The organism is Rhizobium sp. CECT 9324, from assembly GCF_918741265.1.
Taxonomy (GTDB): domain Bacteria; phylum Pseudomonadota; class Alphaproteobacteria; order Rhizobiales; family Rhizobiaceae; genus Allorhizobium.
The window spans coordinates 2,402,294-2,419,911 of record NZ_CAKKMZ010000001.1; the positions used below are offsets into that span (position 1 = coordinate 2,402,294).

Sequence of the window (17,618 nt, forward strand, 5' to 3'; positions counted from 1 at the left end):
AGATTTTCATGTGCGGTATTGTTGGTATTGTCGGTAACCAGCCGGTTGCGGCGCGCCTCGTCGATGCATTGAAGCGGCTTGAATATCGTGGCTATGATTCTGCCGGCGTGGCGACGATCCATGACGGCAAGCTGGAGCGCCGTCGTGCCGAGGGCAAGCTGTTCAATCTGGAGACCAGATTGGTCGCCGAGCCGCTGGCCGGCAATATCGGCATTGCCCATACCCGTTGGGCAACCCATGGCGTACCCAACGAAACCAACGCCCATCCGCACTTCGTCGATGGCGTCGCCGTGGTCCACAACGGCATCATCGAGAACTTCTCCGAAATCAAGGACGAACTCTCGGCCGAAGGTGCAACCTTTGTAACGCAGACCGACACCGAAGTTGTGGCACAACTGCTGGCCAAGTACATCCGCGACGGCCTCGGTCGCCGCGAAGCCATGCACAAGATGCTGCGCCAGGTGACCGGTGCCTATGCGCTGGCTGTCATTTTCCAGGATGATCCCTCGACCATAATGGCCGCCCGTTCCGGTCCGCCGCTGGCCATCGGCTTCGGCGACGGCGAGATGTTCCTCGGCTCCGACGCGATTGCCCTGTCGCCGTTCACCAACCGCATCGCCTACCTCCAGGATGGTGATTGGGCAGTCATCGGCACGCGCGGCGCCCATATCTTCGATCTCGACGGCAATCCCATCGAGCGTCAGGTGCAGATCTCGTCCGCCAGCGCCTACATGATCGACAAGGGCAATCATCGCCATTTCATGGAAAAGGAAATCTACGAGCAGCCGGAGGTGATTTCGCACGCCCTGTCGCATTACGTCGATTTCGCCGCCAACCGGATCAAGCCTTTCGAAGGCGAAATGGATTTTGCCAATCTGCGTGGTCTGGCCATGTCCGCCTGCGGCACGGCCTATCTCTCGGGTCTGGTCGGCAAATACTGGTTCGAACGTTATGCCCGCCTGCCGGTCGAGATCGATGTGGCGTCGGAATTCCGCTACCGCGAAATGCCGCTGTCCAAGGATCAGGCCGCCTTCTTCATCTCGCAGTCGGGTGAAACCGCCGATACGTTGGCCTCGCTGCGTTACTGCCGCGAAAACGGCCTGAAGATCGGCGCCATCGTCAACGTCAAGGAATCGACGATCGCCCGTGAGGCGGATGCGATCTTTCCGATCCTGGCGGGTCCGGAAATCGGTGTCGCCTCGACCAAGGCCTTCACCTGCCAGCTCGCCGTGCTCGCTTCTCTCTCGATTGCCGCCGGTCGTGCCCGTGGCACGCTGACCGAGGCCGAAGAAAAGCAGCTGGTCAGGCATCTCGCCGAAATGCCGCGCATCATGAGCCAGGTGCTGAACAGCATCCAGCCGCAGATCGAGGCCCTGTCGCGCGATCTCGCGAAATTCAAGGATGTCCTCTATCTCGGCCGCGGCACCAGCTATCCGCTCGCCATGGAAGGCGCGCTGAAGTTGAAGGAGATCTCCTATATACACGCCGAGGGTTACGCCGCCGGCGAGTTGAAACACGGTCCGATCGCACTGATCGACGAGAATATGCCGGTCATCGTCATTGCCCCGCATGACCGCTTCTTCGAAAAGACCGTGTCGAACATGCAGGAAGTCGCCGCCCGCGGCGGTCGGATCATCTTCATCACCGACGAGAAGGGTGCTGCCGCCTCCAAGCTCGAGACCATGGCGACCATCGTCCTGCCGAACGTCGCCGAGATCATCTCGCCAATGGTCTTTTCGCTGCCGATCCAGTTGCTTGCCTATCACACTGCCGTCTTCATGGGCACCGATGTCGATCAGCCGCGCAATCTGGCCAAGTCGGTGACGGTGGAATGATCATCCGGCCCGAGCAAAGCGGCGACGAGGCGTCCATTGGTCTGGTGACGGCCGCCGCTTTCGAGGGCCATCCGAACAGCGACCAGAGCGAGCCCCAGATCATCGAGCGGTTGCGCGAAGCCGGTGCGCTGACCTTGTCCCTGGTTGCCGACGAGGCCGGAGAGATCCTCGGCCATGTCGCATTTTCGCCCGTTTCCATCGCGGGCGGCGACGAAGGCTGGTATGGCCTCGGCCCGATCAGCGTCGCGCCGGCGCATCAAGGCAAGGGAATCGGATCGCGTCTCGTCTCCGAGGGTCTCGATCGGCTGCGGACACTGGGGGCCGCCGGCTGCGTGCTGCTTGGCGATCCGGCCTACTATGGTCGTTTCGGCTTCCGGCTGGATCACGGTCTCGTGCTTCCCGATGTTCCTCCCGGACATTTCCAGGCTTTGCTCTTGCATGGCCCGGACGCCTTGGGCATTGTCGCCTTCCATCCAGGTTTTTATGGCAGTGCACAATAGCGGCGGTGAATGACGGAAAGCTCTGATACGATTTCGGTTGCGACACGGCTCAGGAACAATTTCCTGACCGGTCTGATTATCTGCGCACCGGTCACGATCACCATCTGGCTGACCTGGACCTTCATCCGCTGGGCAGATAGCTGGGTGAAGCCTTACATTCCGGACCGCTACAACCCGGAAAACTACATACAGTTCGCCATTCCCGGCACAGGGCTGTTGCTGGCGCTGATCGCCATCACGCTGATCGGCTTCCTCGGCAAGAACCTGATCGGCCGCTCGATCGTCGCCTATGGCGAATCGGTGCTGCATCGCATGCCGCTGGTCCGCACGGTCTATAAAAGCACCAAGCAGATCTTCGAGACCGTGCTCAAGGAACAGTCGAGCTCCTTCAAGAAGGTCGGATTGATCGAGTTTCCCGGACCGGGCAGCTGGGCGCTGGTTTTCGTCTCCACCGATGCCAAGGGTGAGATTGCAGCCAAGCTGAACGAGGATGGCGAGGAAATGATCGCGGTCTTCATGGCGCCGACCCCGGTCCCGACCGCCGGCTTCCTGATCTTCGTGCCGCGCAGCAAGGTCAAGCTGCTCGACATGTCGCCGGAAGAGGGCATCAAGCTGCTGATCTCGGCGGGTCTTGTGACCCCCAACTGGACGCCGCAGCCGGTAGGGCCGCCGCTCGTTTGATCGGCGATACCACACTCTGTCGGCCACGCTGACATTTCCCCTCAAGGGGAGCGTCTTGCTGATCTCCCCCCTTGAGGGGGAGATGCCCGGCAGGGCAGAGGGGGGGCGGACCCCGTCACCCGGCCCTGAGAAAGCGAATCGCTTCATCCCGCCGGTGTAGATAGAGCAGCGTGCGCACCGCTTCGCCGCGCGCTGACGTCAGTTCCGGATCACGCTCCAGCAGATAGCTTGCGTCCTTGCGGGCGATCTCCAGAAGATCGCCATGCGCCTCGAGACTGGCGATCTTGAACCCCGGCGTGCCGGATTGCCGTGTGCCGAGCAATTCGCCTTCGCCGCGCAGCTTCAGGTCTTCTTCCGCGATCAGGAATCCGTCCTCGCTGTCGCGCAGGATCGACAGCCGCGCCTTGCCGTTTTCCCCGAGCGGCCCCTTGTACATCAGGATGCAGCTCGACGCCTCGTCGCCGCGCCCGACCCGGCCGCGCAACTGGTGCAACTGGGCCAGACCGAACCGTTCGGCATGTTCGATCACCATGATTGTCGCGTCCGGAACGTCGACGCCGACTTCGACCACGGTTGTCGCGACCAGCAGCCGCGTTTCGCCGTTCTTGAACGCCAGCATGGCGGCATCCTTCTCCGGGCCGCTCATGCGTCCATGCACCAGCCCGAGCGGCGCCTTGATCATCATTGACAATACCGAATGGCGCTCCTCCACCGACATCAGCTCGCTTTCTTCGGTCTCCTCGACCAGCGGGCAGATCCAGTAGGCCTTCTTGCCCTCGGCGATGGCAGCCCGCAGCCGCTCGATCACATCCTCAAGCCGCTCCGTCGGCACGGTGACTGTCTGGATCGGCTTGCGCCCGGCCGGCTTTTCGGTGAGTTTCGACACATCCATGTCGCCGAAAGCCGCCAGTACCAGCGTGCGCGGGATCGGTGTCGCCGTCATCACCAGCATATGCGGCGTAATGCCCTTGGCGGTCAGCCTGAGGCGTTGATGCACGCCAAAGCGATGCTGCTCGTCGACGACGGCCAGTGTCAGGTTCTTGTAGGACACGGCGTCCTGGAACAGCGCATGGGTGCCGATGACGATCTGCGCTTCACCCGATGCGATCCGCTCCAGAATGGCCTCGCGCTCCTTGCCCTTGGTGCGCCCGGTCAGAACCTCGATCCGCAATCCGGCCGAAGCGCCAAGCTTCGACAGTGTCGCGTGATGCTGCCGTGCCAGGATTTCCGTCGGCGCCATCAGCACGGTCTGGCCGCCGCTTTCGACAGCCGCTGCCATGGCAAACAGCGCCACCAGCGTCTTGCCGGCACCGACATCGCCCTGCAGCAGCCGCAGCATGCGGGTATCCGAGCTCATATCGTTCAGGATATCGGCAATCGCCGCGACCTGGCTCTTGGTCGGCGAAAACGGCAGGGTGGCGCGGATCTGGTCGCTGATGACCCCTGTCGGCTTGATCGGCACGCCCGGGATCCGCCGCAGCTTTTGCCGGACCAGCGCCAGCGACACCTGACCGGCAAGGAATTCGTCATAGGCAAGCCGGCGCCGGGCCGGCGCCTGTGGATCGATATCCTTCTCGTCACGCGGATGGTGCAGCGCGACCAGCGCATCCTTGGCGCTGGCAAATCCCTGTTTCTGCACCAGTGGCGGATCGATCCATTCGGCAAGTTCCGGCATGCGTTCGACCGCAGCCTCGATCGATTTGCGCAACACTTTCGGTGAAAGCCCCGCCGTCAGCGGATAGACGGGCTCGACCAGTGGCAGGTTTTCCGCTTCGCTGGCTCTGACCATGAAATCCGGATGCACCATCGAGGCGCGGCCGTTGAACCAGTCGACCTTGCCCGACACCATGACGATCTCGTCGATCGGCAGCGCCTTGTCCAGCCAGTTGCCCTTGGCGCGGAAGAAGGTCAGCGCCAGTTCGCCCGTCTCGTCGTGCAGGAAAACACGGTAGGGCAGGTTGCTCTTGCCCGGCGGTGGCGGCTGATGCCGGTCGACGCGTCCGGTGACCGTCACCAGCGCACCGGGCTGCGCCAGCGCAATGCCGGGTTGGTGGCGCCGGTCGATCAGCCGATGCGGCGCCAGGAACAGCAGATCGACGACCCGCTTATCCTCCGCATCCTCGCGCCCCATCAGGGTTGCGAGAAGTTTGGCGAGCTTGGGGCCAACGCCGGCAAGCGAGGCTACGGAGGCGAACAGGGGATCAAGAAGGGTAGGGCGCATGATGTCGGCAAAATGCCCCGCAAAATGCCGCCTTGGCAAGCTGACAATTGCTCCGCTTAGTTCTATAGAGGCCCATCAACAGGAAGGAATGTGCCGATGACCGGTTTGATCATGAGCAGTGCCGAGCTTGATCCGCGCCGCCGGCGGATTTTGTTCCGCTGTTGGCATCGCGGCATCCGCGAAATGGACCTGATGCTCGGCCAGTTCTGCGAAGCCGAAATCGCCACCTTGCCGGATGCGGATCTCGACGAGCTGGAACTGATCATGGCCGAGGAGGATAATGATCTGGTCAAGTGGGTCACGGGCGCCGAGCCCATTCCGGAACGCTTCCGGACGCCGCTGTTCATGCGCATTGCCGCTCTTCGCCCCGATTTTTCGCCGGTCAATGCCGAAACGCTTGCAAAGTAGTCCAAGATGTCCCTGATCGATGTGAAGCGGATCGCCAAGGCGCAATCTGCCCTGACCCTGTCGCATGTGCCCGATGGCATGGATGCCTTCATCCTGGCCGAACTTGCCCGCGAGGGCAAACCGGTCGCCTATGTCGTCTCCGATGGCCAGCGCCTGCAGAATATCGAGCAGATCCTCAGCTTTGCCGCACCGGAAATCCCGGTGCTGACATTGCCCGCCTGGGATTGCCTGCCCTATGACCGCGTCTCGCCTTCGGCTGATGTCTCGGCCCGCCGTCTCTCGGCACTGACCGGTCTGATTTCGCTCTATCTGAAGCCGCATCCGGCGATCGTGTTGATCACCGTCAATGCGATGCTGCAGAAGGTGGCGTCCGCCGATATCATCGACAGCCTTGGTTTCTCGGCAAAACCCGGCAACACGTTGAAGATGGACGACATCGCCGCGCGCCTCGAGCGCAACGGCTTCGACCGCGTCGCGACCGTACGCGAAGTCGGCGAATTTGCCGTGCGCGGCGGTATCCTCGACGTGTTCGTGCCGGGCTCCGAGGAGCCGGTGCGCCTCGACTTCTTCGGCGACACGCTCGAGAGTATCCGCTCCTTCGACCCGGCCTCGCAGCGCACCATCGGCCAAGTCCGCTCGCTCGATCTCAACCCGATGAGCGAAGTGACGCTGACGCCGGAGGTGATCGGCCGCTTCCGCAAAAACTATCTGTCGCTGTTCGGCGCCGCCACCCGTGACGATGCGCTCTACGCCGCCGTCTCCGAAGGCCGTCGTTATGCCGGCATGGAACACTGGCTGCCACTGTTTCATGATCATCTGGAAACCACCTTCGATTATCTCAAGGGTTTCCGGATGGTCACCGACCATACCGTGCGCGAGGCTGCCGAAGAACGCGCCAAGTTGATCCGCGACTATTACGAGGCCCGCCTCAACAGCGCGACGCCGGGCAAGGGTCACCTGTCGCAGGGCACGCCCTACAAGCCCGTGCCGCCCGAGCGGCTTTATCTCGGCGCCGCCGAATTCGGCCGCAACCTCGACGCCTTCGATCCGATCCGCATCACGCCCTTTGCCGAACATGGCGGCGAGAGCCGCACGGTGATCGAGGTCGAAGCCCGGCCGTCACCGCGTTGGGCCAAGGCCGCCGCCGCGACCGAAGACGGCGAGGACGCAAAGCGCGTCAATGTCTTTACCCAGGCCGTCAAATATATCGCCGACAAAAGGGCGGCGGGCGCCAAGGTGCTGATCTCCGGCTGGTCTGAAGGTTCGCTCGATCGCCTGTTGCAGGTGATGAACGAGCACGGCCTTGAAAAGCTCAAACCCGTGGCCGCCCTCAAGGACATGGCGAACCTGAAGAAAGGTGAAGCCGGCACCACCGTGCTCAGCCTGGAAGGTGGCTTCGAATCCGGCGATTTCGTTGTCGTCGGCGAACAGGACATTCTCGGCGACCGCATGGTCCGTCGTTCCAAGCGCCGCAAGCGGGGTGCCGATTTCATTTCCGAAGTCGCCAGCATCGACGAAGGCTCGATCGTCGTTCACGCCGAACATGGCATCGGCCGCTTCATCGGTCTGCGCACGATCGAGGCCGCCGGCGCGCCACATGCCTGCCTCGAGTTGCAATATGCCGACGAGGCCAAGCTCTTCCTGCCGGTGGAAAACATCGATCTGCTGTCGCGTTTCGGCGGCGAAGGCACCGAAGTTCCGCTGGACAAGCTCGGCGGTGGCGCCTGGCAGATGCGCAAGGCCAAGCTGAAGAAGCGCCTGCTCGACATGGCCGGCGCCTTGATCCGCATTGCCGCCGAGCGCATGACCCGTACGGCCCCGGTGCTGACCACCCAGGAGGGCCTCTACGACGAATTTGCCGCCCGCTTCCCCTATGACGAGACCGAAGACCAGATGAACGCCATCGAGGCGGTGCGCTCGGATCTCGGCGAAGGTCGCCCGATGGACCGGCTGATCTGCGGCGATGTCGGCTTCGGCAAGACAGAAGTGGCGCTGCGCGCTGCCTTTGTCGCGGCGATGAACGGCATTCAGGTCGCCGTCGTCGTGCCGACAACACTGCTTGCCCGCCAGCATTTCAAGACCTTCACCGAGCGCTTCCGCGGCCTGCCGGTCCGCATCCAGCAGGCCTCGCGTCTTGTCGGTACCAAGGAACTCAACCTGGTGAAGAAGGAAGTGGCAGACGGCAAGACCGATATCGTCGTCGGCACGCACGCCCTTCTCGGCACCGGTGTCAATTTTGCCAATCTCGGTCTTTTGATCATCGATGAGGAGCAGCACTTCGGCGTCAAGCACAAGGAGCGGCTGAAGGAGCTGAAATCCGACGTGCATGTCCTGACGCTTTCGGCCACGCCGATCCCGCGCACCCTGCAGCTCGCCATGACCGGCGTGCGCGAACTGTCGCTGATCACCACGCCGCCGGTCGACCGCATGGCGGTGCGCACCTTCATCTCGCCGTTTGATCCGCTGGTCATCCGCGAAACCCTGATGCGCGAACACTATCGCGGCGGCCAGAGCTTTTACGTCTGCCCGCGTCTTGCCGATCTGGCCGACATCAAGGCCTTCCTCGATTCGGATGTGCCGGAATTGAAGGTGGCGATTGCGCACGGCCAGATGGCCGCCGGCGAACTCGAAGACATCATGAATGCCTTCTATGACGGCCGCTACGATGTGCTGCTCTCGACCACGATCGTCGAATCCGGCCTCGACGTGCCGACCGCCAACACCCTGATCGTCCACCGCGCCGACATGTTCGGCCTGGCGCAGCTCTACCAGATCCGCGGCCGCGTCGGCCGCTCCAAGGTCCGAGCCTTCGCGCTTTTGACGCTTCCGGTCAACAAGGTGCTGACCACAAGCGCCGAACGCCGCCTCAAGGTGCTGCAGTCGCTCGACACGCTCGGCGCCGGTTTCCAGCTCGCCAGCCACGACCTCGACATCCGCGGCGCCGGCAATCTTCTCGGCGAGGAACAGTCCGGCCATATCAAGGAAGTCGGCTTCGAGCTCTACCAACAGATGCTGGAGGAGGCGGTCGCCGAGGTGAAGGGCGTCGACGAGGTCCACGACACCGGCTGGTCACCGCAGATCCAGGTCGGCACTTCGGTGATGATCCCGGACAACTACGTGCCCGACCTGCATCTGCGCCTCGGCCTTTATCGTCGTCTCGGCGAAATCACCGAACTGAACGACATCGACGGCTTCGGCGCCGAGATGATCGACCGCTTCGGCCCCATGCCGGTCGAGGTCCAGCATCTGCTGAAGGTGGTCTATATCAAGGCGCTGTGCCGCAAGGCCAATGTCGAAAAGCTGGAAGCCGGCCCCAAGGGCGTCGTCGTCCAGTTCCGCGGCAAGCAGTTCCCCAACCCGGCGGCACTGGTCGGTTATATTGCCAAGCAGGGCACAATGGCCAAGATCCGGCCCGATCACAGCGTCTTCCTCACCCGCGACCTGCCGACGCCGGAGAAGCGGCTGGCCGGTGCGGCCGTGGTGATGACGCAACTGGCGGAACTGGCGAAGAGCTGAGCGAGCTGCGTCTGCGCAGGTCAGTCGCGGCGTGCTGCAATCCGACGCATCTGGAAGCCGGTCTTGTTCTGTTCGAAGCCGGCGGACCGGTAGAAATTATGCGTCTCTGGACTGTTGGATCCCGACAGCAGCATGACCTTGTAACATCCGTGATCCCAGGCCGTGGCGACCGCCTGCAACAGCGCTTTCCGGCCATAGCCTCGTCCGCGTCTGGCCGTGGCCGTCACGACATTCTCAATCAATCCGTAAGGTCGGCCGGCGCGCGTTAGGTTGGGAACAACGACCAGCGTTACTGTGCTGACGATCTCCTCATCCAGTAGGCCGATAAAGATGGCGCTGCCGGTGATCCGCAGGAGCGAGCCAAGCCGGGATTCGGCTTCGGGCAGCGCGAGCTCAGGATCGTCGGGGTTGAGATCGCGATAAAGCAGCAGAAGCTTCGGCAGATCGTTGAAATCCGCAGGTCGCACGACAAAGGCTGCCTCACCCTCGACTGGCCAGTCCATTCCGCCCTCCGTTCAATCACCCTCTTCCGGCTTGATCGCCAGCGCCGCGTCGCTTTTCCCGGCCACGGACGGGGGCAGGGCGACCCCGCGTTTGCGCTCGCGCGTCAAGGTCAGCAGGCCCGAGCCGACGATCAGCGCGATGCCAATCGCCATGAAACCATCGACCTTGTCGCCGAAGACGAGATAACCGAGCAGGATCGCCCAGAGCATCTGGCTGTACTGGATCGGCCCGACGATGGCGGGCGGTGCATAAAACGACGCCAGCATCATCAGCACGTTGCCGATCGCGCCAAGCGTGCCGAAGGCGGCAAGCAAGGCGAAGTCGCCGGATGACGGCATCTGGAAACTCGGCACGGCAACGACGGCGCAGATCAGCACGCTGCCGAGCAGGCCTGCGCCATAGAGCGAGATATTCTTCTCCTTGGGCCCCATCGCCCGGAAAATGATGATGGTCACGGCGCCGGCAAAGCCGGAGGCAAGCGCTGCCAGGTGGCCGGTCTGCAATTCGCGAAAGCCGGGTCGCAGCACCACCAGCACGCCCAGAAAGCCGATCAGCACGGCGCCCCAGCGCTTCATGCCGACCTGTTCTTTGAGAAAGATCACCGACATGATCGTCGCAAACGACGGCAGCAGAAAAATCAGGCAGAAGGCTTCGGCCATGCTCAGCTGGGTAAAGGCGATGATGCTGCCGATCGTGCCGACCGCCGAGCAGACGAAACGCAAGGACCAGAGCGGCCAGTTCGTCGTGCGCACCAGATCCAGCCAGTGATCGCCGCGCTTCATCAGGAAGGGAATGGCGAGAACGCCGAAGCTTGATCCGATGAAACCGGCCAGGAAAGGCGAAACCCGCCCATCGACCAGCTTGATCGAGCCGTCACTGAATGCGTAAGCGGCAAAGCAGATGAAGGCGAGGACGACGCCTTTAAAAGTTGTATCGGAAGACAAGGTGAAAATCCCGGGGAGGAAGAGCTTCCACCGGGATAAGTTGCTTCGCAATCGGCGTCAATTCAGATTGCGCATTGCCTCCGCCTTGGCCTTGCCAATTTCGCGCATCGCATTGGCCAGTTCTGCCGCAGGCTGTGCGCCGCTGACGGCATATTGCTGGTCGAAGATGAAGAACGGCACGCCGTTGACGCCCATCTGCTTGGCCGCCTCGACTTCGCTGAGCACATGCTGCACGTCGGCATCACCGGAGAGCAGCGTCTCGACCACCGAGCGCATCATGCCCGCTTCCTCGGCAATATCGGCCAGCACTTTCGCATCGCCGATATTGCGACCCTGTTCGAAATTGGCGCGAAACAGCCCGTCGACGATCCGGCCCTGAACCTCGCGGCTTTCCTGGCTCGCCCAGTGGATGAGGCGATGCGCATCCAGCGTATTCGGCCCGACCTTGATGGCGTCGAAGTTGAATGCGATCCCGACCTCGGCACCGAGCGCCTTCAATTCCGCATGGGCCGAATCCATGCGTTCCTTGCCGCCGAGCTTCTTGGCCAGCTCGACCTGATGATCGACGCCTTCCGGCGGATAGTCGGGATTGAGCTGGTAGGGCCGCCAATTGATGTCGATGCTGACTTCGTCCTGCACCTCGGCGATCGCCAATTCGAGCCGCGCCTTGCCGAGGAAACACCAGGGGCAGACGACGTCGGAAACGAGGTCGATGGTGATCCGGTCCATGATGTATGTCCTTTCGGGAAGAAGCCGTCGAAAAATTCAGTGTCTGCAATAGACAACCGCCAGCCCGGGTCAAGCCGGGACCGGCGGATTCCAATGCACGTCCGCGTGAGATTACTGCGCCCGCGCGTCGAACCAGACCGAGCGCTGGTAGCCGTAGAGCGGTGTCACCTCCGGTCGGCCGATATGTTTCCAACGGGCCACCCATTGTTCGCCGATATGATAGAGCGGCACGACATAGTGACCGGCGACCAGCAGCCGGTCATAGGCTCTGACGGCAGCCTTGAAGTCGTCGGGGTCACGCGCCTGCAGCAGCGCCTCGATCATCCGGTCGATATCGGCATCGGCGACGCCGGCATAATTGAAGCTTCCGGCTGCATCCTTCGAGGCCGAGCCCCAGCGGTTCGGCTGTTCCGCGCCGGGCGACAGCGAGGATGTGTAGGCCTTGATGATCATGTCATAGTCGAAATTGTTCGACCGCGCCTGGTACTGCGCGTCGTCCACGGTGCGGATCGCCATGTCGATGCCGATCAGCTTCAAGGTGCGCTGATAGGCGATTGCCATTTTCTCCTGGCCTTCGTTCTGGGTCATGACTTCGAAGGCAAGCGGCTTGCCGCTGGCATCCAGCATCTTGCCGCCCTTGATCCGGTAGCCCGCCTCGGCAAACAGCTTGACCGCCTGGCCAAGCGCCTTGCGGTCGCCGCCCGACGCATCGGTCTTCGGCAGGGTATAGGTGCCGGCAAGGATATCTGCCGGGATCCTGTCCTTTGCCGCTCCCAGCAGCGCAAGCTCTCGGTCGTCCGCCGCATTGCCATAGGCACCAAGCGTCGAATTCTGCCAATAGCTCTGCGTGCGGGTAAAAGCGCCGCTAAATAGTGTCTTGTTCAGCCATTCGAAATCGAAGGCCACCGACAACGCCTCGCGGACCTTCGCGTCGGCAAAGATCGGCCGGCGGGTGTTGAACACGAATCCGAGCATGCCGGATGGCAATCCCGGTTTGAACGCTTCCTTGACGACATCGCCCTTCTCTACCGCCGGGAAGTCATAGGCGCGCAGCCAGTGATTGGCATCTCCCTCGGGATAGACATCGATCTCGCCTTTCTTGAAGGCTTCGAACAGCGTCGATTCCTGCAGGAAATAGCTGACACTGATCTCGTCGTAATTGTCGAAGCCGATCTTCGAGGCGATATCCTTGCCCCAGTAATTCGGGTCGCGCGCCCAGGTGATCTTCTCGCCGGCGCGGATATCCTTGATCTTGTAGGGACCGGAACCGACCGGAACGGTGAGGGACGTCTGCTCGAATGTCGCGGCATCGACGGCATGTTTCGGCAGGATCGGCGTCGCTGATGCAAAGATCAGCGCCGTTTCGCGATTGGCCTTGTCGTTGAACGTGAATTTGACGCCGTGTTCGCCGACCTTCTCTATCGTCTCGACGACCGCAAGCCGCGAGTTGAACGGCGGGCGACCCTTGTCGCGCAGCAGTTCGAAGGTGAACATCACATCCTCCGGCGTGACCGGCTTTCCATCGGACCAATGTGCCTTGGGATTGAGGTTGAACTGGACGAAGCTGCGCGCCTCGTCCCATTCCACAGTCTCGGCAAGCAGGCCATACAGGGTGAACGGCTCGTCGGATGAGCGGGTCATCAGCGGTTCGTAAAGCAGGTTACCGAATTCCGGATCCCAGACCCCGCGCGCCGATGTGCGCATGCCCTTGAGCACGAAAGGGTTGAGCGCATCGAAGGTACCGACGACCCCGTAATTGACCTTGCCGCCCTTTTTAGCCTCGGCGTTGACGTAGGGAAAATGCCGGTAGTCGGCGCTCAGCATCGGTTCCCCGTGCATGGCGATCCCATGCAATGGTTCGGCCTGGGCAAGCGAGCAGAACGGCAGAAACAGCAGGCAAAGGGCGAGGCGACGCAATGTATAGTCCTCCGGCAAGAATCTGGAAACGCCGGGAAGCTAGCACAATCACCACAAATCCAACACATCACGGTGCGATTAACCCGAAAGGTCATACTGTAGCGGCAAAGAAAAGCTGGATATTCCAGCCGTCGCGATGTAACAGGTGTGCCAGATCACTGGGTCATGTATTTGCCTCATTTGGAGGACAGGTGACGGCGACTACGACCGGTGAACGACGCGGCGAAAAGTCCGCGCGACAGGGGTTTTCAGGAGACGGAATACGGATGATGTTCAATTTTAACAAAGCAACCCGGACGGCTGTGTCCGCCCTCGCTCTGACGCTCGGCGCCGCCGCCATGCCCGCAGTTGGCCAGGCCCAGGAAGCAGCACCGGCTGCAGCCCCTGCAAAGTGGTTCAAGACCTGCGCCAAGCAGGAAGAGTCCGACGTCTGCGTGGTTCAGAACCAGCAGGTCGCGGCGAACGGCCAGTTGATCACCGCCGTCGGCCTGATCTCGGTCGAAGGCAAGGTCAACCGCAAGCTGATGCAGGTAACGGTTCCGACCGCACGTCTGATCCCGCCGGGCATTCTCATGCAGATCGATGGCGGCAAGGGCGTCAAGCTCGACTACACCGTCTGCCTGCCGGACCGTTGCACGGCTGAAATGCCGTTGACCGACGCGCTCATTGCCAGCCTGAAGAAGGGCAACGAAGTCGTTCTGACGTCGATCAACTTCCGCCGCGCACCGAACCCGATCAAGATTCCGCTGGAAGGTTTCACCGGTGCTTTCGACGGCGAGGCGATGTCCCAGTCTCAGGCTGACGAACGTCAGCGCCTGCTGCAGGAAGCCATGCAGAAGAAGCAGGAAGAGCGCAACAAGGCGATCACCGACGCCCAGAACGCTGCCAAGCAGGGTAACTGATACCGGTTATCGATGCCGCTTCTGGTGTCTTGGCGAAAAAAATCAGCCCGCGTCGTTGGACGCGGGCTTTTTCGTGCTGGGTTGGTGATCGTAGATACCTAGAAGGCTCAATGCGCGAAGTTGACCTTCGGCTTGTAGTGCCCGGCGTTCTTCTTGTCGAAGATCTGCTGGATATGCGGATTGCGCAGAGGCTCTTCGCTTCCGTCCGACTCCAGGTTCTGCTCGGAAACATAGGCGACATATTCCGTCTCCGAGTTCTCCGCGAGCAAATGGTAGAAGGGTTGGTCCTTGCTCGGACGAACCTCCGCCGGGATCGCATTCCACCATTCCTCGGAATTGGAAAATTCCGGGTCAACGTCGAAGATCACGCCACGGAACGGGAAGACCTTGTGCCGTACGACATCTCCGATACCAAATTTAGCGCTTCGTTGTTTCATGGTTTCACTTCCTTTCCCTTCTATATTTGGGACGGAAACACACATAATCAAGGGTTCTCGCCTTTGCCGCCCGTCACGCCACTCGGATTGCGGGCCAATGCCGTTGCCAGAATCAGCCCGCCCATGACCAGGACGATGCCGAGCGCATGATAGCTTTCGAAGCTTTCGCCGAGAAAGACGACCGCCATGATGATTGAGGTCGGCGGCATCAGGTAGAGCGTCATGCCGGCAATGCCGGGCCCGAAAACCTGCACGGCATGCTGGAAACAATAGAAGGCGGCCAGCGAGGCAAACAGGATGATGCCGGCAAGTTTGGCAAAGTCGAGAGGTGTGTCCGGCAACAGTCCGCCGGAAAACATCTCGTAAAGCCCCGCCGGCACCAGCACGATCGCCCCGGAGAGCGCCAGCAGCCCGAACAACGGCAGCGGCGGCATGACACGGACAGCCGGACTGCGCAGCAGCAGCGAATAGAGCGCAAAGGCAATGGCTGCCGCCAGGATGGCAAGGTCGCCAATATTGAAGCTGAGGTGCAGCAGGGCTGCCACATCGCCCTTCAGCACGATCACCGCAACGCCGGCAAAGGCGATCATCATGCCGGAAAGCTCGATCAGGCTGATCCTGCGGCCCTGGAACAGCCATTGGAAGACAATGATGAACAGTGATGACGTCGTGTAGATCAACGTTGCGTTCGAGGCGGTCGTCAATGTCAAAGCCCAATAGACGACGCCGCCACAGATCCCCATGCCCAGGATGCCGAGCACCAGCCACAGCAGCGTATGGTGGCGGATAAACTGAAGGCAGAGCGTGCGCTCGCGCCAGACAAAGGGAAACATGATCAGCGCTGAGCCAGCCCAACGCAGCAGGGCTGTGGTGAACGGGGCAATGTCGCCGGTAATGCCGCGACCGAAGATCAGGTTCGACGAAAAGAAGACCGGCGCCAGCAGGAAAAGCGTCCAGTCGATCATGCGCGGCGGCGGCGAAGCGGAATGAGGCATGGACCGTCGGTCTTTGCTGTTGGGCGCAGGGCGTAGAAATTGACTCACCATGCGTGATGTAACTAACGTAACGTCAGTAATCCACCAAATCCCGGTGTCTCAGGCTTTGCAACGAAAAACGCCGGCGAAACATCGCCGGCGTCTTTAAATCAGCACGCTTTGATGCGCTGCAGACCAATCAGGCCGAGTAGTACATGTCGAATTCGACCGGATGCGGCGTCATTTCGAAGCGCATGACTTCATGCATCTTCAATTCGATGAACGAATCGATCTGATCGTCATCGAACACGCCGCCGGCGGTCAGGTACTTCCGATCCTTGTCGAGGTTTTCCAGCGCTTCGCGCAGGGAACCGCAGACGGTCGGGATCTTCTTCAGTTCCTTCGGCGGCAGGTCGTACAGATCCTTGTCCATGGCCTTGCCAGGATGGATCTTGTTCTTGATGCCGTCGAGGCCCGCCATCAGCATCGCTGCAAAGGCGAGGTACGGGTTTGCCATCGGGTCCGGGAAGCGGACTTCGACGCGCTTGGCCTTCGGGTTCGAGCCGAATGGAATACGGCACGAAGCCGAACGGTTGCGGGCCGAGTAAGCCAACAGAACCGGTGCTTCATAGCCGGGGACAAGACGCTTGTAGGAATTGGTCGACGGATTGGTGAACGCGTTGATCGACTTGGCATGCTTGATGATGCCGCCGATGAAGTAGAGGCACGATTCAGACAGGCCGGCATACTCGTCGCCGGCAAACGTCGGCTTGCCGTCCTTCCAGATCGACATATGAACATGCATGCCCGAACCGTTGTCGCCGAAGATCGGCTTCGGCATGAAGGTTGCTGTCTTGCCATAGGCATTGGCGACCTGGTGCACGACATATTTGTAGATCTGCATCTTGTCGGCATTGCGCACCAGCGCGTCGAACTTGATGCCGAGTTCGTGCTGGGCAGCGGCCACTTCATGGTGGTGCTTTTCCACGACCACGCCCATTTCGCCGAGAACCGTCAGCATTTCGGAACGCATGTCCTGCAGGCTGTCGATCGGCGGAACCGGGAAATAGCCGCCCTTGACGCGCGGACGGTGGCCGAGGTTGCCGGTCTCGTAGTCGGTGTCGTCGTTCGACGGCAGTTCGCTCGAATCGAGCTTGAAACCGGTGTTGTAAGGGTCGGCCTTGTACTTGACGTCGTCGAATACGAAGAATTCGGCTTCCGGACCAACGAACACGGTGTCGCCGATACCCGATGCCTTGAGATAGGCCTCGGCCTTCTTGGCGGTGCCGCGCGGATCGCGGTTATAGGCTTCGCCCGAGACCGGGTCGAGAATGTCGCAGATGATGACCATGGTGGACTGCGCAAAGAACGGATCCATGTGGACCGTGTCCGGGTCCGGCATCAGCACCATGTCGGATTCGTTGATCGCCTTCCAGCCGCCGATCGAGGAGCCGTCGAACATGACGCCGTCGGCAAACATGTCTTCGTCCACGCAGACAACGTCCATCGTCACGTGCTGCAGCTTACCCTTGGGGTCGGTGAAGCGCAGGTCGACGAATTTCACGTCATTGTCTTTGATCTGCTTGAGAATATCGCTTGCAGTCGTCATTTTATTGTTTTCCTCGCGTGAGATGACGATTTAAGCCCGGCCTCCCTAGGTGCCGGGCCTGACTTAGATGGCGTCGACGCCGGTCTCGCCGGTGCGGATACGCACGACTTCTTCGACGTTCGAAACGAAGATTTTTCCGTCCCCGATCCGGCCCGTCTGTGCGGCATTGCGGATTGCGTCGATGACGGCTTCCACATTTTCGTCCGCCAGAACCACCTCGACCTTCACCTTAGGCAGGAAGTCCACCACGTATTCGGCGCCGCGATAGAGCTCTGTATGGCCCTTTTGGCGACCAAAGCCCTTGGCTTCCGTCACGGTGATGCCTTGCAGGCCGACTTCCTGAAGGGCTTCCTTCACTTCATCGAGCTTGAAAGGCTTTATGATCGCTTCGATCTTTTTCATGAGAAAATTTCTCTCCGCTTCCCTCATTGCGGCAGGATT

The 17,618-nt window shown here is 61.1% G+C and carries 15 protein-coding genes; 6 read left to right on the top strand and 9 right to left on the bottom strand.

Annotated elements, in window-relative coordinates; translation table 11 throughout:
- Positions 1-8: 8 nt before the first annotated feature.
- The 3 genes from glmS to LQ231_RS11930 are packed head-to-tail and all read left to right on the top strand — an operon-like array spanning position 9 to position 3,016.
- Positions 9-1,835 (top strand): glutamine--fructose-6-phosphate transaminase (isomerizing), encoded by a 1,827-nt coding sequence (gene glmS / locus LQ231_RS11920; protein WP_230171468.1) that lies wholly within the window; start codon positions 9-11, stop codon positions 1,833-1,835.
- On the top strand, positions 1,832-2,335 hold the full coding sequence (locus LQ231_RS11925; RefSeq protein ID WP_230171469.1) for an N-acetyltransferase: 504 nt from the start codon (positions 1,832-1,834) through the stop codon (positions 2,333-2,335). Before glmS ends, LQ231_RS11925 begins: the two co-directional genes overlap by 4 nt.
- 9 nt (positions 2,336-2,344) lie before the next feature.
- Positions 2,345-3,016 (top strand): DUF502 domain-containing protein, encoded by a 672-nt coding sequence (locus LQ231_RS11930; RefSeq protein WP_230171470.1) that lies wholly within the window; start codon positions 2,345-2,347, stop codon positions 3,014-3,016.
- A 115-nt stretch (positions 3,017-3,131) separates the two neighbouring features.
- On the opposite strand, the gene recG is transcribed toward LQ231_RS11930, so the two are convergent.
- A complete protein-coding gene (gene recG / locus LQ231_RS11935; RefSeq protein ID WP_230171471.1) occupies positions 3,132-5,237 on the bottom strand; it encodes an ATP-dependent DNA helicase RecG in 2,106 nt (701 codons plus the stop codon).
- A gap of 96 nt (positions 5,238-5,333) precedes the next feature.
- On the opposite strand from recG, the gene LQ231_RS11940 reads away from it, so the two are divergent.
- On the top strand, positions 5,334-5,645 hold the full coding sequence (locus LQ231_RS11940; RefSeq protein ID WP_007601033.1) for a succinate dehydrogenase assembly factor 2: 312 nt from the start codon (positions 5,334-5,336) through the stop codon (positions 5,643-5,645).
- Between the two features lie 6 nt (positions 5,646-5,651).
- The gene (gene mfd, locus LQ231_RS11945) at positions 5,652-9,161 is read left to right on the top strand and encodes a transcription-repair coupling factor (protein ID WP_230171472.1); all 3,510 of its coding nucleotides are present in this window, start codon (positions 5,652-5,654) and stop codon (positions 9,159-9,161) included.
- Between the two features lie 20 nt (positions 9,162-9,181).
- Here the strand turns inward: mfd and LQ231_RS11950 are convergent, their stop codons facing one another.
- The 4 genes from LQ231_RS11950 to LQ231_RS11965 form a co-directional block, all read right to left on the bottom strand.
- Positions 9,182-9,664 (bottom strand): GNAT family N-acetyltransferase, encoded by a 483-nt coding sequence (locus tag LQ231_RS11950; protein WP_230171473.1) that lies wholly within the window; start codon positions 9,662-9,664, stop codon positions 9,182-9,184.
- Between the two features lie 12 nt (positions 9,665-9,676).
- Positions 9,677-10,609, bottom strand: coding sequence for a DMT family transporter (locus tag LQ231_RS11955; protein ID WP_230171474.1), 933 nt, complete (start codon positions 10,607-10,609; stop codon positions 9,677-9,679).
- A 57-nt stretch (positions 10,610-10,666) separates the two neighbouring features.
- A complete protein-coding gene (locus LQ231_RS11960; RefSeq protein WP_230171475.1) occupies positions 10,667-11,338 on the bottom strand; it encodes a DsbA family oxidoreductase in 672 nt (223 codons plus the stop codon).
- 111 nt (positions 11,339-11,449) lie between these two features.
- Positions 11,450-13,255, bottom strand: coding sequence for an extracellular solute-binding protein (locus tag LQ231_RS11965; RefSeq protein WP_230171476.1), 1,806 nt, complete (start codon positions 13,253-13,255; stop codon positions 11,450-11,452).
- A 266-nt stretch (positions 13,256-13,521) separates the two neighbouring features.
- On the opposite strand from LQ231_RS11965, the gene LQ231_RS11970 reads away from it, so the two are divergent.
- On the top strand, positions 13,522-14,157 hold the full coding sequence (locus LQ231_RS11970; RefSeq protein WP_113141367.1) for an invasion associated locus B family protein: 636 nt from the start codon (positions 13,522-13,524) through the stop codon (positions 14,155-14,157).
- A gap of 107 nt (positions 14,158-14,264) precedes the next feature.
- On the opposite strand, the gene hspQ is transcribed toward LQ231_RS11970, so the two are convergent.
- The 4 genes from hspQ to LQ231_RS11990 form a co-directional block, all read right to left on the bottom strand.
- Positions 14,265-14,594 carry a heat shock protein HspQ gene (gene hspQ, locus LQ231_RS11975; RefSeq protein ID WP_113141368.1) on the bottom strand — a complete coding sequence of 110 codons (330 nt, stop codon included), beginning with the start codon at positions 14,592-14,594 and terminating at the stop codon, positions 14,265-14,267.
- 47 nt (positions 14,595-14,641) lie between these two features.
- Positions 14,642-15,589 carry a DMT family transporter gene (locus LQ231_RS11980; RefSeq protein ID WP_230171477.1) on the bottom strand — a complete coding sequence of 316 codons (948 nt, stop codon included), beginning with the start codon at positions 15,587-15,589 and terminating at the stop codon, positions 14,642-14,644.
- Between the two features lie 178 nt (positions 15,590-15,767).
- The gene (gene glnA, locus LQ231_RS11985; protein WP_113141370.1) at positions 15,768-17,177 is read right to left on the bottom strand and encodes a type I glutamate--ammonia ligase; all 1,410 of its coding nucleotides are present in this window, start codon (positions 17,175-17,177) and stop codon (positions 15,768-15,770) included.
- Between the two features lie 63 nt (positions 17,178-17,240).
- Complete coding sequence (locus tag LQ231_RS11990) at positions 17,241-17,579, bottom strand: P-II family nitrogen regulator (RefSeq protein WP_015916113.1); 339 nt, start codon at positions 17,577-17,579, stop codon at positions 17,241-17,243.
- Positions 17,580-17,618: the final 39 nt, after the last annotated feature.